This is a genomic window from Mucilaginibacter pineti (genome assembly GCF_900101875.1).
Classification (GTDB): domain Bacteria; phylum Bacteroidota; class Bacteroidia; order Sphingobacteriales; family Sphingobacteriaceae; genus Mucilaginibacter; species Mucilaginibacter pineti.
Map to the genome: position 1 here is coordinate 38,677 of NZ_FNAI01000017.1, position 14,311 is coordinate 52,987.

The 14,311-nt window shown below is 43.1% G+C and carries 13 protein-coding genes and 1 tRNA gene; 6 read left to right on the top strand and 8 right to left on the bottom strand.

The features are described 5' to 3' along the window. Window positions 1–548: 548 nt before the first annotated feature. Window positions 549–2,345: an ABC transporter ATP-binding protein gene (locus BLS59_RS26260; protein ID WP_091155001.1), complete on the top strand. Its 1,797-nt coding sequence runs from the start codon at window positions 549–551 to the stop codon at window positions 2,343–2,345. Between the two features lie 121 nt (window positions 2,346–2,466). Next, complete coding sequence (locus tag BLS59_RS26265; protein WP_091155005.1) at window positions 2,467–2,799, top strand: DUF3276 family protein; 333 nt, start codon at window positions 2,467–2,469, stop codon at window positions 2,797–2,799. Window positions 2,800–2,889: 90 nt separating this feature from the next. Here BLS59_RS26265 and BLS59_RS26270 read toward each other — a convergent pair whose 3' ends face one another. Then, window positions 2,890–3,390: a DUF5362 family protein gene (locus tag BLS59_RS26270; protein WP_091155008.1), complete on the bottom strand. Its 501-nt coding sequence runs from the start codon at window positions 3,388–3,390 to the stop codon at window positions 2,890–2,892. A gap of 80 nt (window positions 3,391–3,470) precedes the next feature. Next, window positions 3,471–4,844 (bottom strand): magnesium transporter, encoded by a 1,374-nt coding sequence (gene mgtE / locus BLS59_RS26275; RefSeq protein WP_091155012.1) that lies wholly within the window; start codon window positions 4,842–4,844, stop codon window positions 3,471–3,473. A 261-nt stretch (window positions 4,845–5,105) separates the two neighbouring features. Here mgtE and ychF point away from each other — a divergent pair, with 261 nt between their 5' ends. Further along, window positions 5,106–6,209, top strand: a complete 1,104-nt coding sequence (ychF, locus tag BLS59_RS26280) for a redox-regulated ATPase YchF (protein WP_091155016.1) — start codon at window positions 5,106–5,108, stop codon at window positions 6,207–6,209. A 144-nt stretch (window positions 6,210–6,353) separates the two neighbouring features. Here ychF and BLS59_RS26285 read toward each other — a convergent pair. Next, window positions 6,354–6,425 (bottom strand) — tRNA-Arg (locus BLS59_RS26285). Window positions 6,426–6,635: 210 nt separating this feature from the next. On the opposite strand from BLS59_RS26285, the gene BLS59_RS26290 reads away from it, so the two are divergent. The 3 genes from BLS59_RS26290 to BLS59_RS26300 all read left to right on the top strand — a co-directional run bounded on the left by BLS59_RS26290 (window position 6,636) and on the right by BLS59_RS26300 (window position 11,602). After that, window positions 6,636–8,312, top strand: a complete 1,677-nt coding sequence (locus tag BLS59_RS26290; RefSeq protein ID WP_091155020.1) for a hypothetical protein — start codon at window positions 6,636–6,638, stop codon at window positions 8,310–8,312. 102 nt (window positions 8,313–8,414) lie between these two features. Continuing rightward, complete coding sequence (locus BLS59_RS26295; RefSeq protein WP_091155023.1) at window positions 8,415–10,985, top strand: M1 family metallopeptidase; 2,571 nt, start codon at window positions 8,415–8,417, stop codon at window positions 10,983–10,985. Between the two features lie 101 nt (window positions 10,986–11,086). After that, on the top strand, window positions 11,087–11,602 hold the full coding sequence (locus tag BLS59_RS26300; protein ID WP_091155026.1) for a hypothetical protein: 516 nt from the start codon (window positions 11,087–11,089) through the stop codon (window positions 11,600–11,602). Here BLS59_RS26300 and BLS59_RS26305 read toward each other — a convergent pair whose 3' ends face one another. From BLS59_RS26305 to BLS59_RS26325, 5 genes are all read right to left on the bottom strand, one after another. Continuing rightward, window positions 11,603–11,971 carry a DUF1801 domain-containing protein gene (locus tag BLS59_RS26305; protein WP_091155030.1) on the bottom strand — a complete coding sequence of 123 codons (369 nt, stop codon included), beginning with the start codon at window positions 11,969–11,971 and terminating at the stop codon, window positions 11,603–11,605. Between the two features lie 3 nt (window positions 11,972–11,974). Then, complete coding sequence (locus tag BLS59_RS26310; RefSeq protein WP_091155034.1) at window positions 11,975–12,382, bottom strand: hypothetical protein; 408 nt, start codon at window positions 12,380–12,382, stop codon at window positions 11,975–11,977. A gap of 73 nt (window positions 12,383–12,455) precedes the next feature. Beyond that, window positions 12,456–13,124 carry a hypothetical protein gene (locus BLS59_RS26315; RefSeq protein WP_091155038.1) on the bottom strand — a complete coding sequence of 223 codons (669 nt, stop codon included), beginning with the start codon at window positions 13,122–13,124 and terminating at the stop codon, window positions 12,456–12,458. 96 nt (window positions 13,125–13,220) lie between these two features. Beyond that, window positions 13,221–13,607, bottom strand: coding sequence for a response regulator (locus BLS59_RS26320; protein ID WP_091155042.1), 387 nt, complete (start codon window positions 13,605–13,607; stop codon window positions 13,221–13,223). Window positions 13,608–13,697: 90 nt separating this feature from the next. Further along, entirely contained in the window at window positions 13,698–14,303 is a 606-nt protein-coding gene (locus tag BLS59_RS26325) for a TetR/AcrR family transcriptional regulator (protein ID WP_091155045.1), read from the bottom strand. Window positions 14,304–14,311: the final 8 nt, after the last annotated feature.

Consider the following 14,311-nt stretch of genomic DNA (forward strand, 5'->3'; position numbering starts at 1 on the left):
AAGTAAAGGTTTTTTTTATTGTGACAAAGTTTAGTTGCGTTATAGGTGGTGCGAGGAGCGGGGGGCGTGGTGCGGGGATAATCAGAACCATACCTCGCGCGGGTTTAGCGCAGCGTAACCTGTATGTGGTATTGAGTAAGCTTCCAGCCTACGTGGTGGCTGAAAGCCGGAACAATGCCATAGCACGGGCTGAAAGCCATAAGTGTTCGAAATAAATAAAACGGTTGTCATTTCGAACGAGGTACGAGGAGAAATCTTCTGCGATATGCAAGTGGACTCAGTATTTCGTTGAAGATTTCTCCTTGCCCCTCACACACAATTCCCATGCGGGCTCGTCGAAATGACAACCTTTTTATAGGTCTCTAAGGTTTTGAACACTTATGGCTGAAAGCCAGCACCAGTAAAAGTACATACAGTTAAGTATGATAATAAAACCATCACAACATTCTTACACCGTTCCGACTTTTCCACACAACCAATCCATCCAAATTTTAATACTTTTGATCTTTCGGACTTTCGGTCTGCCCGACTTCCGGACTACATAAAACATGAAGGACCTCGCATACCTCAATAAATTTTTTTACAAATACCGCTGGCGGTTAATTCCGGGTGTGCTGTTTGTAATTATATCCAATATTTTTGGTGTGCTGCCGGCGCAGGTTATCCGCGTGGCGTTTGACCTGGTAACCGAAAATATAGGCGCTTACCAGCTTTTTGCCGGTTTCAACAGGCAGGGCATGATCTATGATATTTTTGGCAGCAGCCTGATGCTGTTTGGTATACTTGTTTTGGTGCTTGCATTACTGAGGGGTTTGTTCCTGTTTTTTATGCGGCAAACCATCATCCTCATGTCGCGCCATATTGAGTACGATCTTAAGAACGAGATCTACAGCCATTATCAGCGTTTATCACTTGCGTTTTACCGCCGCCACAATACCGGCGATTTAATGAACCGTGTTACCGAGGATGTAAGCCGGGTGCGTATGTACCTGGGGCCGGGCATTATGTACACCATAAATACAGTAGTGTTGTTTGTGCTGGTTATTTACGCCATGTTAACGGTTAACGTAAGGCTGGCTATATTTTCGGTATTGCCGCTGCCCATTCTGGCGGGTATCATTTACTACGTTAACAACGTCATCAACTTTAGGAGTGAGCAGATCCAGGAACGTTTATCGGCGCTGTCGAGCTTTGTACAGGAGAATTTCTCGGGGATCAGGGTTATAAAATCATACGTGCGCGAGGGGTTTGTAAGGAAAAACTTTGCTGCCGAAAGTGAGAATTACAAAACGCATTCCATGGCGCTGGTAAAAGTGCAGGCCATGTTTTACCCCATTATGCTGCTGCTGGTTGGCCTCAGCAACGTAATCACCATGTACGTTGGTGGGGTAGAGGTAATGAAGGGCAACATTACATCGGGCAACATTGCCGAGTTTATAGTTTACCTGAATATGCTCACCTTTCCGGTAATTTCGCTGGGCTGGGTTACGTCGCTTATCCAAAGGGCTGCAGCATCGCAAAAACGCATCAACGAGTTTTTGCATGAACAGCCCGAGATCATATCTACCAAAGCTCCTATACATCATGTTAAGGGCGCAATTGAATTTAAAAATGTGTCGTTCGTTTACCCGGATACCGGCATTGAGGCTTTAAAAGATGTGTCGTTTACGGTAGAGCCGGGGCAAATGGTGGCTATAATTGGTCGCACAGGGTCGGGGAAATCAACCATAGCCAACCTGGTCATGCGCATGTATGATGCCACCGGCGGCCAGGTTATGGCAGATGGCGTACCGCTGCAGCACCTTAATTTGGAAGGCTACCGCTCGCAGATTGGTTTTGTACCGCAGGAGGTTTTCCTGTTTTCAGATACCATTGCCAATAATATTGCCTTTAGTGCCGATGTGCTGGATATGCCCGTGGTAGAACAGGCCGCCAAAGATGCAGCGGTTTACAACAACATTATGGAACTGGAAGAGGGCTTTACCACCCTTATTGGCGAGCGTGGCGTTACGCTATCCGGCGGACAGAAGCAGCGTGTTTCTATAGCCCGTGCCATTTTTAAACATCCGCAGGTATTGATATTTGATGATTGTTTGTCGGCGGTGGATACCCGTACCGAGGAGGAGATATTGAATAACCTTGGCCGTGTAATGCAAAACAAAACAAGCATCATCATAGCTCACCGTATATCTACCATAAAAAATGCCGATAAAATACTGGTGATGGATAACGGCCGCATCATTGAATACGGCAACCACCAATACCTCATGCAGCTTAAAGGTACCTACTTTGAACTGTACGAAAAACAACTGCTGGAGGAAGAGGAGCAGGCCCCTAAAATTTAATTTTTCGCACAAAAAACGGCCATATTGTTTCAAAAACCGCAATAAAATTCAATTAAATACTTGCAGTTTGAAATTTTATTTATATTTATGCCAACCAAAACTAATTACAGGTAAATTCATTATGGGAGATTTTGACAATAGAGAGCGTGAAGAGGTATTTTCAAAGAAGGTGAGAGCCGGGAAGAGGACTTATTTTTTTGACGTAAAAGCAACCCGATCAAACGATTATTATGTTACTATAACAGAAAGCAAAAAGCGTTTGGAAGACGGTGTTTTTATTAAACACAAGATATTTTTATACAAAGAGGATTTTGAAAAATTTGCCGAAGGTTTAAAAGATACGGTTGACTACATAAGGGCCAACCAGGATGTTGTTGAAAAACGCTACGAGTATTCTGAAAACCCAGAAGTTGCCAAAGCATCTGCCGATGAAGATTTTTCGTTCGAAATATAATCGAAACAAACTAAACTATATTATAACAAAAAAACCTGCCCTAAAGCAGGTTTTTTTGTTGGATATTGGTTTGGTATGTTCTTCAGTTGGTTAAAAACCCGCGGCACTTTTCATAGTTGCAGCAAAAATTATAACGCCTATAAATGACAGTATATATATTGCTATGATAACTATGGTTACAATTCCCCAAAGTTTAAAAAATGATTTAAGCTTTTCTAAGCCTTTAGTTATCAGTGCACTGTCTTGAAATTTAATGCCTGCCTTAACTTTTGTGGCAAATTGATAAATGTAAAGCGCGAAGAAAAAATAAAGCAGATCTATTAGCAGCGAAAAAACTATGACACCACCACCCATGCCAGCCATCATTGCCGTTGCAGGATTGTAAGGCATAAATTTAGCCATCTGGGAAACTATAGCTCCGAAAGATAGCGAGAATATTAAAAACAAACCGCAAAATATAAAACCAAGAATACCTAAAAAGGTAGCCCATTTAGTTGCTGTAGCTAAATAATACTGCGCCTCTTTTGTTAGCACAATTTCTGGTTGAGGAAAAGGTTCCGGAAGTTTTTCTGGTGTTTCAATTACGTCCATTGTTTTATGATATTGTTTAGTGTTTAAGATTACTCTAAAATATAAACTATAAGTTATAAAACAAGCTATGTGGGTAAATATTAAAGCAATGTACCCTTCATAAATAGTAACGCTATGGAAAAATAAATAATAAGACCGGTAACATCAACCAGGGTGGCCACAAAAGGGGCTGATGATGTAGCGGGGTCGGCACCAAGTTTTTTAAGAATGAGGGGCAGCATGGAGCCTGCTAATGATCCCCATAAAACTACGCCTACTAATGCGCAGCCTACCGTTAAGCCTACCAGCATCCAATATGGGCCGTAAAGATGCGGCCACACCATAGCAAAAGCAAAAATACGGAAGAAACCAATGGTACCCAGCGTAACACCAAGCATCAAACCCGAAAGTATTTCACGGCGCATTACACGCCACCAGTCTGCTACAGTAACTTCGCCAAGTGCCATAGCCTGTATAATTAAAGTTGATGCCTGCGAGCCCCCATTACCACCGCTTGATATAATAAGCGGGATAAATAGTGCCAGCACCACTGCTTTTTCAATTGACTTTTCAAAGAAGCCCATGGCTGTAGCTGTTAACATTTCGCCTAAAAACAAAACAATAAGCCAGCCTACACGCTTTTTTACCAGGCGAAACAGGTTAATATCCAGATAAGGTTCTTCTAAAGCCTCGGTACCACCAATCTTCTGAATATCTTCGGTATATTCTTCGTTGGCAATCCACAAAATATCATCAACGGTAACAATGCCCAGCAAAATCCCTTCGTTATCAATAACGGGCAGGGCGGTGCGGTTATTCATCCTGAAAACGTTGATGGCTTCTTCCTGCGGATCGCTGGCACTCAGGGAGATCAGCCGGCCATCCATTAGGTCGCTCACCTTGGTTTCGGGTTTTACCAGCAAGATCTCGCGGATGCGGATGTCATCAAGCAATACACCGTTTTCGTCAATTACGTAAATAACATCAATGGTTTCGGAGTTTTTACCGTAACGGCGAATGTGCGATAGCACGCGGGTAACATCCCATGCTTTTTTTACCGCTATATAATCCGGCGTCATCAAACGGCCAACGCTATCCTCCTCATAACCTAAAAGCGATAACGCTTCCTTACGGTTCTCTGGCGATAGGTGGAGGATGAGTTTTTTAACGGCATCGCCATGTAATTCGGCAAAAAGAGCCGTACGGTCATCCGGCGGCAGTTCGTTTACCAGATCTGCAACCCGTGGGCCCGAAAGTTTTTTGATGATACGCTCCTGCGTAGGGAAATCAAGGATACGGAAAACATTTACCGCCCGGTTAAGCGAAAGGGTTTCGATAAATTTAGGGCCATGTTCAGGCAGTTCGCCAATAAGTTCTTCAACGTCGGATATATTGAGGTTGTTCAAATATTCCTGCAATTGGGTACCGTCTTCCTTTTCCAGTAACAATTCTATTTGCTCAACCATCTCTTCCATATTAAAGCCCTCTTTTTTTACATCTTATGATAAACCTGTTTGTGGTTTTTTAACGACGGCAAAAGTCGTTTATTTTTTCAAATTACGGTGCAAATTTTTCTGTTATCTTTGCGCAAATTTCATTAGGTCATTAAGTAGTTGGTCATTAAGTGATTGTTGGATATTTGCCATTCATTTACAATAACTTACGCTTTTACAATTGAGAGATTTGGGATTTAGAGTTTAGGATTTCAAAATTTAGTATTTATAGTTTAATACAATATGGGTTTACAATGTGGGATAGTGGGTTTACCAAATGTGGGCAAATCAACACTTTTTAATTGCTTATCAAATGCCAAGGCGCAGGCGGCCAACTTTCCGTTTTGCACCATTGAGCCAAACGTGGGCGTAATTACGGTACCGGATGAGCGTTTAACAAAGCTTACCGAAATAGTAAAGCCAAAAAGCATCGTGCCAAACGTTATTGAAATTGTGGATATTGCCGGTTTGGTTAAAGGCGCCAGCAAAGGCGAGGGTTTGGGTAACCAGTTTTTGGCCAACATTAGGGCTACTAACGCTATTATTCACGTACTGCGCTGCTTTGATAACGATAACGTGATTCATGTTGATGGCTCGGTTGACCCGATCCGCGATAAAGAGATCATTGATACCGAACTGCAGCTGAAAGACCTGGATTCGATAGAAAAGAAAATTCAGAAGGTAGAGAAAATGGCCAAAACCGGTGGCGATAAAGAGGCTAAAAAAACCTTTGATGTTTTAACCGTTTATAAGAACCATTTGCTGGCCGGTAAATCTGCACGTACTGCCCCGGTTGAAGAAGAAGACAAAGAATATATTGCCGATATATGGTTACTTACCGCCAAACCGGTAATGTACGTTTGTAATGTTGACGAAGGCTCTGTAGCTACCGGCAACGCTTATGTTGACAAGGTAAAGGCCGCCGTGGCCGAAGAAAAAGCCGAAGTGCTGATCATATCTGCCCAGATAGAAGCCGAGATTGCCGAACTGGAATCATACGAAGAACGCCAGATGTTCCTGAACGATTTGGGTTTGGAAGAATCGGGCGTAAACAAGCTGATAAAAGCTGCTTACCGTTTGCTGAACCTGGCCACCTACTTTACCGCCGGTGTACAGGAAGTACGCGCCTGGACAATTACCCAGGGCTTTACCGCACCACAGGCAGCGGGCGTTATCCATACCGATTTTGAGAAAGGTTTCATCCGTGCTGAGGTTATTAAGTACGATGAATTTGTAAAGTATAACGGCGTTGAAGCCACCATTAAAGATAACGGCAAACTGGGCGTTGAAGGTAAAACCTACATTGTACAGGATGGCGATATTATGCACTTTAGGTTTAATGTGTAGGTTTTTTGAGAGACAAAAGATAAAGGAATAAGGATAAAAGAAAAAAGATGAATTAAAATAGTTAGTCCTTGGTCTTTTATCCAAAAGTCCTTGTTCCCAATAAAAAAGGGTTTTGCTGAATAGCAAAACCCTTTTTTATTCTTGTGCTCCCGACGAGATTCGAACTCATATCGATGGTACCGGAAACCATAATTCTATCCGTTGAACTACGGGAGCATTGGCGCAAATATATAAAATTGATTTAAACCATTTGCCAATTTTAAATTACCTGCCTTACTTATAATTTACACATACAGACAGTGGGGGATAGCTATCGTTAAACTACATCTATATTTGTTAATGGTACAGTTTGCAACTGAATTGCCAATCAACCAATTACTAACTGCAATGCCTCGCGCGGCAAAAATCTACTTATTAAATTAAACCATGAATAGCGTAAAACTAAAAATGTGTGTTGTTTATAGCTGCCTGCTATGTTTATTGGGGTCGGCTTTTGCCCATCCGATACCGGCGGGTGCGGACAAGGACAAACCCAAAATAGTGAACATTGTAAACTTCATTCGCCTGCTTGAACCGCGCGACGCACAGATCACCGAAGATGTGCTGTACCAAACGGTGGTTAAACAGGTAGAACTGATGAAAAAGTATAAGCTTGGCGGCACGTTTTTGCTGCAATATGATGCGCTGATGGACCCGCGTTATCAAAAGCTTTTAAAAAGCCTGCCGCGCGATAGTTTTGAAATTGGAGCCTGGTGGGAAATTCCGCAGCCCTTGGTTGAAAAGGCAGGGCTAAAATGGCGCGGCCGGTACCCTTGGGACTGGCGCGCTAACATCGGCTTCTCTACCGGCTATTCGCTGGCCGAGCGCGATAAACTGACCGACGTGTATATGGCCGATTTTAAAAAGATCTTCGGCTACTACCCAAAATCGGTAGGCTCGTGGTTTATTGATGCGCATAGCTTAAGCTATATGTACAAAAAGTATAAAATAGTGGCCTCAAGCAACTGTAAAGATCAATATGGCACCGATGGTTATACCATGTGGGGCGGTTATTGGAACCAGGCTTACTATCCCAGCAAAATAAATTCATACATGCCTGCCCAAAACGAGGCCAACCAAATTCCCGTGCCCATCTTCAGGATGCTGGGCAGTGACCCGGTTCGTCAGTACGATGACGGACTTGGCACCACAAGGCAAGGCGTTACCACCCTCGAACCGGTTTATAAAGATGCAGGGGGCAGCGCCGCCTGGGTCGATTGGTATTTTAAGGAATTTGTACAGGGCGAATCGATGGAGTTTGCCTATACGCAGGCCGGTCAGGAAAATTCATTTACCTGGGACGCAATGGCTAAAGGACTGGAGCTGCAGATGCCGCTGATAGCCCATTTACGCGATGAAGGCAAAGTAAAGGTGGAAACCCTGGCCGAATCGGGCAAATGGTTTAGTGCGCATTACAAGGTTACCCCGGCAACGTCGGTTACTGTAAATCATGATCTGGAAGGCAGCGACCGCAAAACGGTTTGGTTCAACAGCCGGTTTTACCGCGTAAATTTATTGTGGGATAAAGGCACACTGCGTTTCCGCGATATTCATTTGTTTAATGAGAAATTACCTTCGGTTTATGAAAAGGAAGCGGCTACATCAAACGAGTGCGTTTTTTTTACATTGCCTTTGGTTGATGGCTACATCTGGAGTACGCCTCAAAAAATTGCAGGGCTTGCATTTAAAGCCACGATAAACGGTAAGGAAACATTATTGGAAGGAGGCGACCCCGTAGTTACTAACCCCGCCGAAGGAAAACTGCATATCTCCTGGCCGCTTAAATCTGTTGAGGGTTCACTGGAATTTGATATTGATGAGCAGCAGGTAAAAATGAAGCTGATAAGCGTAAAAGTAACCGACTGGTACCTCGACCTAACTACAGCTGAAAGTGCCAAATTGCCCTTCAAAGCAATTAATCCACATAGCATAGATTGCCAGTTTGAAGGTATGGATTATGGCATCTCTGCCTCGCAGGGTACGTTCTCTAAACCGGATAATGCGGTTTTCAGGATCGCGTCGCAAGCAAATGCCATCAACCTTAACTTGTCGGGCACAAAATAGGGGCTGCATTTTGTAAAAAACTTGTGCGGACCGGCTTTTAAAGCCGGTCCTTTTACTTTAATAGCTATAAAGGGTTAACTTTAACAATTAAACTATTACAAGGTGAAGGGATTTTTTACAAGTGTTATTTTATTGGTTTCTATAGGTACAATTGGTTATGCGCAACAAAGTAGCGAACCCGTAGCTGTTGAGCCCGGTGTTTCTTTTAAGCTGGCAACTTATCGCCATGCAGTAATCAGTAATATTCAATACCTCCTTGATTTTAACATACCAGCAAAAAAAGAACGTAACATAACGGTAGCCGGTAACGTTAGTTTTGATTTGACCGATGTTACCCAGGACTTACAATTAGATTTTAAACCAGGTTCGGATCATATATCGGCAGTTTTGGCGAATGGTGTTCATATTCCAGCAGTATCCAAAAACGAACATTTAATTATAGACAAGCAATTTCTGCATAAAGGCCGAAATACCATAACAACCGAGGTTAAAATAGGTGAGGAAGGCTCTCTCAACCGCAATGCCGATTTCCTGTATGCCCTTTTTGTACCCGACCGCGCCCGTACGGTATTTCCATGCTTTGATCAGCCAAATCTGAAAGCCCGGTTTTTATTAACCCTGCATGTGCCGGCAGACTGGAAGGTTTTGGCCAACGCCGTAAAAAAAGATTCGGTAGTTACCGGGGAAAATATTACCTATCACTTTGCCAATTCAGATAAACTGCCCACGTATCTATTCTCGTTCACCGCGGGTAAATACACTTCGGTAAAACAAATGTTGGGCAAGCGTGGTGCCGAGCTTTTATATCGCGAAACCGATCCGATCACCATAAAATTTAGTGTCGATTCGATATTTAAAGCACACGAGGATGCCATCAGCTTTTTAGAAAAATGGACCAGCATACCTTTCCCTTTCCAGAAGGTGGGTTTTGCTGCCATTCCCGATTTTCAGTTTGGTGGCATGGAGCATCCGGGTGAGGTGCAGTACAAAGCATCGGCCCTGTTTTTGGATGATGGTGCTACCAAAGATCAATTCATAGCGCGATCAAATGTTATCTCGCACGAAACCGCCCACATGTGGTTTGGCGATATGGTTACAATGGATTGGTTTAATGATGTGTGGATGAAGGAGGTATTTGCCAATTTTATGGCCGATAAGGTAACCGAAAAACTCATGGGCAGCGAAACCTTTAACCTTAAGTTTTTGCAGGATCATTACCCCGCCGCCTATGGTATTGATCGTACGCCGGGCGCAAATCCAATACGTCAGCAGTTAGATAATTTGCAGGATGCAGGCTCGCTTTATGGCAACATTATTTATCATAAGGCACCAATTATGATGCGCCAATTGGAGCTGCTGATGGGGAAGGATAACTTTCAGAAAGGCATCCGCGAATACCTCAAAAAATACGCCTACAGCAACGCCACCTGGAACGATCTGATCGCTATACTCAGCAAATACAGTACAACCAACCTGTACACCTGGAACAAGGTTTGGGTTAACCAGCCTGGCAGGCCGGTTTTTGAATACAACGTTAATTATACGGGCAATAACATCAATAAATTTACCATCAGTCAGCACCCCGAAACAGGGGAGGCCCGCATCTGGCCGCAGGTGTTTCATATTACGTTGGTATATCCAACGTACAGTAAATCATTGGCTGTAAATATGAGCAAGCAGCAAATAGCACTGGCCGCCGCGCAGGGTATGCCCAAGCCACTGTACATTTTATTTAATGCCGATGGTATGGGTTACGGATTATTCCCGGTTGATAAAAGCATGACGGGCAGTTTGTTTACGCTGGCAAGTCCGTTGCAAAGGGCCTCGGCTTATATAAACGCTTATGAAAATATGCTGGCCGGTCGCTCATTTAAACCGGATGAATTGTTAAAACTGTTTACCCTTGGCATAAGCACCGAAAAAAACGAAATGAATTTGAGGATGCTAACGGGCTATATCACCAATATTTACTGGGGATTTACACTGCCTAAAGACCGGCTGGCCTTTAACCCAACCCTGGAAGAAAACCTTTGGACGGCCATGCAGCAGCAAACGCTGCCCAACAACAAAAAGGTATTATTTAAAGCTTACCAGGATGTGTACCTGAGCCACGATGCACAAAGCAAAATGTACAACGTATGGCAACAGCAGCAAGCCCCTGCAGGCGTTAAACTCAATGAAGACGATTATACCTCGCTGGCACTTACACTTGCCCTTAAAAGTGATACCGCTACCTCAGTCATCAAACAGCAACAAGCCCGCGTAACCAATATCGACCGCCGAAACAGGCTCGATTATTTGATGCCCGCCTTATCTTTGAATGTAGCCGAAAGAGATGCTTTTTTTAATGGCTTAAAGGAACGCAAGAACCGCCAGAAGGAGGCCTGGGTAACCACTGCGCTGTATTATTTAAACCACCCGTTAAGGCAGCAAACCTCCATCAAATACCTGCCCGAAAGTTTGCAGCTACTGGCAGAAATTCAACGCACCGGCGATGTGTTTTTCCCGCAATCGTGGTTGGGTTCCGTATTCGGCAGTTATCAAAGCAAGGAAGCCTACCAGGTGGTGAACGATTTTTTAAAGGCTAATCCTGATTATAACCCCAAACTGCACGACAAAATTTTGCAGGCAACAGATAACCTGTACCGGGCACAAAAAATGTTGGGTAACTGATACCTCGCATACTGGATATAGCAGTGGATTTAATGTTTGATTATTATTGAGTTAAAATGCGATGCTCATCTTAACACTTTTTATAATCATCATTTTTCTGCATGAAACAATTTTTACGTAGTGTTATTTTAGGGCTGTTATTTTATTGTTGCAGTAAGGCACATGCCCAGGAACCGGTACCGCAAGCATATCCCAGAGTAATGATGTATATGAGCGTTTCGGAGCCATTGATCTTTTTTTCGGACGGTCGGTTCAGCAATAATTTTTCACACGGCTCAAACATTACCTTCCCGGTAGGCGTAAACCTGTTAAAGAGCGATGAGTTTGGGATCAGTTTTGAAATATCCCCGGCAATACGCATTGAAAAAGGCTTGGCAAAAACAAACGGACTTCTTTTTCATCCTGGTACCATGTTCAGGTTTAAGCACGGGTTTACGTTAATAACCAGAGCAGCTTTTGACAGTAACGGTCGTTTTGGGTTTACGCCGGTTTACAACCTTATTATACGTCGTGCCAAATTGTGTAATTACTTCATAGCGGCATCAAACCCGGTGCGTTTCGGCAATAACCAGCCTTCATCCATCGGGTTAAACTTCCAGATAGGTACAGCGTTTTGATCATTTTATTTTTATCACCCCATTCCGGTACAAATCCAAAGCATTGTTCAGGATGTGTTCAATAATTTCAACGGGCAGATCCTCATTAGCATTAAACAGTATGATTTTCATGCGCGAGCGGTTTTCTACAATGAGGCTGGGGTGGTTGAATCGTTGCCCTTCTACCAGGCCAATGTAGGGTTGCTTGTATTTTTTATGTACCCATAAATAACAAAACATTTTGCCTTTGTAACAAAAAAAGGGCATGCCGTATTTCCATTCGGCGGTAATGTTTTTGTCTTGTTTCAGGATGATTTCGCGTAGGGCAAGCAGGCAGCCCTGGGTAGGTTCGGGCTGTTGCAGGTAAAAATTATCAAGCTGGACAGACATAGGTTACGCCAGCGTTTTCCGCTTCACCAATTTTGATGCTATAAAAGAAAATAAGCCCAAAACCAGGCCCGAGGCGACGCCAAACATCACTACCCCCAATACAAATACCGCAACCCGTGGCGGCACCGGAATAGCAGGATGAAGGTAAAGTTTGGCTTCGGCGGCGTGATGCGCCATATAGGCATCAAACAAAATAACATGCGCCAGGGAAATCCATACCGAGTTTACTATACTCACCATTAAGCCGTTAAAAAAGAAGTTTTGGGTACAGTTTTTAGCTATGAGATAAGCGGAAACAACAAATATGGGCAGCCAAAAAAAGCCTTCATTGTTTGATGGGATAAGGTACACCGTTGCAACGCTCATGGCCAGGCCAAACAGCGATAGCAAAAATATAAGTTTCCAATTCATGGTTGTGCAGGTTTAAAGTTTATATAAAGCTATCTAAAACAAACTGCAAAACAAATGGAAAACACACTGGTCATTAATGAGGAAATTGTAGCGGTACTATAATATACATTACCAACATCATTGTAGTGATAAGCATCAAAAAATATACAAATATTTTAATATCATTAAAGGTACGCCCTTCTTTTAAAACCAAATTACGTACAGGTTCTGACACAATGAGCGCAGCGCAGAGCGACACCATAAAACCCAACGCTAATTTGGCACCCAAAAAAAAATGAAGTGGGTTGATTTTACCACCGGTTTTAAGAAGGCCAATAATATCCGGAAGGAACAAAATGTTCCAGATAGCTACGATAGCAATTGTTGCAGATGTTTTCATGGCGAAACCACCTGTTGCCTGCATAGTGGTTATGGCTATGTCATCGTAAACAGACAGCGGCTCTTTATTAGCAAGAAAGCCCGTTTCGTCTATTTTTCGCAGGAATTCGGCAGTATTAGTAAACGATTTAAATACAACGATTGATTTATAGCCCTTAACGGTATGGTTTATACGGATGCCCCTTGAAAAAGACCTATTACTGGAAGGTACTATTGATGTAACATCTGCCGGTCTGAATTGTAGATTGCCAAACAGGGAGAGATTCAGTTCCAGCTTATCTTTGGTTACTTTTAGTTTAGCAAAAGGCCACGAGGCATTTACGCGCCCGTAAGTTGCCCCGCCGGTTTCTTCAAATTGATACATGGTTTAGCTTTTGGCGAATGTTTGTCGCACATGATAAAGCTAATTTTTTATTTCGAAATAAATACCGGCAATTGTGTTTTTAAACACGCGCAACAATTACGCGTGTTCCATATCCAATCCCGATTTGGTGAAACAGCTTTTAACCGTGTCGCTTACATCGCGGATATCAAAGGGTTTGGCAATAAAAGCATCCGAACCATAATTACCCAATGACTCCAGCACGCGCGGATAGGCCGATACCATGATAACCGGGATGTGCGCCGTTATGGGCGTAGTTTTTAGCATGTGGCAAAGTTCGCCGCCATTTATACCAAACAATATGTAATCGAGGATCACCATATCGGCATTATAGTCAATGGCTTCTTTAACAATGTCATCCGCGAAATTCATAGTTTTTACCTCGTAACCCTCCGGCTCAAGTATATCTTTCATCACTTCGAGTATATCCTCGCTATCATCAAGGACCAAGATTTTTTTAGACATTTTTATACAATTGGTACGCTTTATAACGCCCGGCGACAGGCTTTTGTTTTTTGTTGCCGTATCATAATGGTGTAATAATTGAGTTACAGGCTATTGTTTTAATCCGCTTACCAACTCGCCTACAGTTTTTAAAACAGTATCCAAACTTGATGGATGGCCAGTTACCTTAGCTATCATAATGCCCCCTTCGATGAGCGCAATCATGGCCAGCGAAATTTCATTGGTATCGATACCCGGCCTGAACTCCCCTGCCTTAATGCCCGAATTTATAAGGTTTTCGATAGATCTTTTCCAGCGTACTATAGCCCCGGCAGCCCTCTCCTTTAAAATGAGATTGGTATCATCGGCTTCTACAGCGGTGTTCAGGATGGGGCAGCCTCCAACCGGAAACGACTTTTCCTTATTAAAAGTGTGATAAACCTGGGCGTAAACCATCAGCTTATCATGGTAGCTTGTTGCCTTTTGAATATGTTGCTGCACCTGCTTACGCACTTTGTCTAAATTATAATCAAATACGGCGGCCGCTACTTCTTCCTTGTTTTTAAAGTTGCCGTAAATGCTGCCTTTGGTAAGTCCGGTGGCTTCGGTAAGGTCGGATAGGGAAGTGCCTGCATATCCCTTTTTATTGAAAATGCCTGCCGTAGTTTCTAAAATAAACTGACGGGTTCTTTCTGCTTTCGACAATTCGTTTTCCATAATGCAAA

Bases quoted from the DNA above. Each gene is read 5' to 3' on its own strand.
- BLS59_RS26260 (WP_091155001.1), top strand. From the start codon at position 549: ATGAAGGACCTCGCATACCTCAATAAATTTTTTTACAAATACCGCTGG.
- BLS59_RS26265 (WP_091155005.1), top strand. From the start codon at position 2,467: ATGGGAGATTTTGACAATAGAGAGCGTGAAGAGGTATTTTCAAAGAAG.
- BLS59_RS26270 (WP_091155008.1), bottom strand. From the start codon at position 3,390: ATGGACGTAATTGAAACACCAGAAAAACTTCCGGAACCTTTTCCTCAA.
- mgtE (WP_091155012.1), bottom strand. From the start codon at position 4,844: ATGGAAGAGATGGTTGAGCAAATAGAATTGTTACTGGAAAAGGAAGAC.
- ychF (WP_091155016.1), top strand. From the start codon at position 5,106: ATGGGTTTACAATGTGGGATAGTGGGTTTACCAAATGTGGGCAAATCA.
- BLS59_RS26290 (WP_091155020.1), top strand. From the start codon at position 6,636: ATGAATAGCGTAAAACTAAAAATGTGTGTTGTTTATAGCTGCCTGCTA.
- BLS59_RS26300 (WP_091155026.1), top strand. From the start codon at position 11,087: ATGAAACAATTTTTACGTAGTGTTATTTTAGGGCTGTTATTTTATTGT.
- BLS59_RS26305 (WP_091155030.1), bottom strand. From the start codon at position 11,971: ATGTCTGTCCAGCTTGATAATTTTTACCTGCAACAGCCCGAACCTACC.
- BLS59_RS26310 (WP_091155034.1), bottom strand. From the start codon at position 12,382: ATGAATTGGAAACTTATATTTTTGCTATCGCTGTTTGGCCTGGCCATG.
- BLS59_RS26315 (WP_091155038.1), bottom strand. From the start codon at position 13,124: ATGTATCAATTTGAAGAAACCGGCGGGGCAACTTACGGGCGCGTAAAT.
- BLS59_RS26320 (WP_091155042.1), bottom strand. From the start codon at position 13,607: ATGTCTAAAAAAATCTTGGTCCTTGATGATAGCGAGGATATACTCGAA.
- BLS59_RS26325 (WP_091155045.1), bottom strand. From the start codon at position 14,303: ATGGAAAACGAATTGTCGAAAGCAGAAAGAACCCGTCAGTTTATTTTA.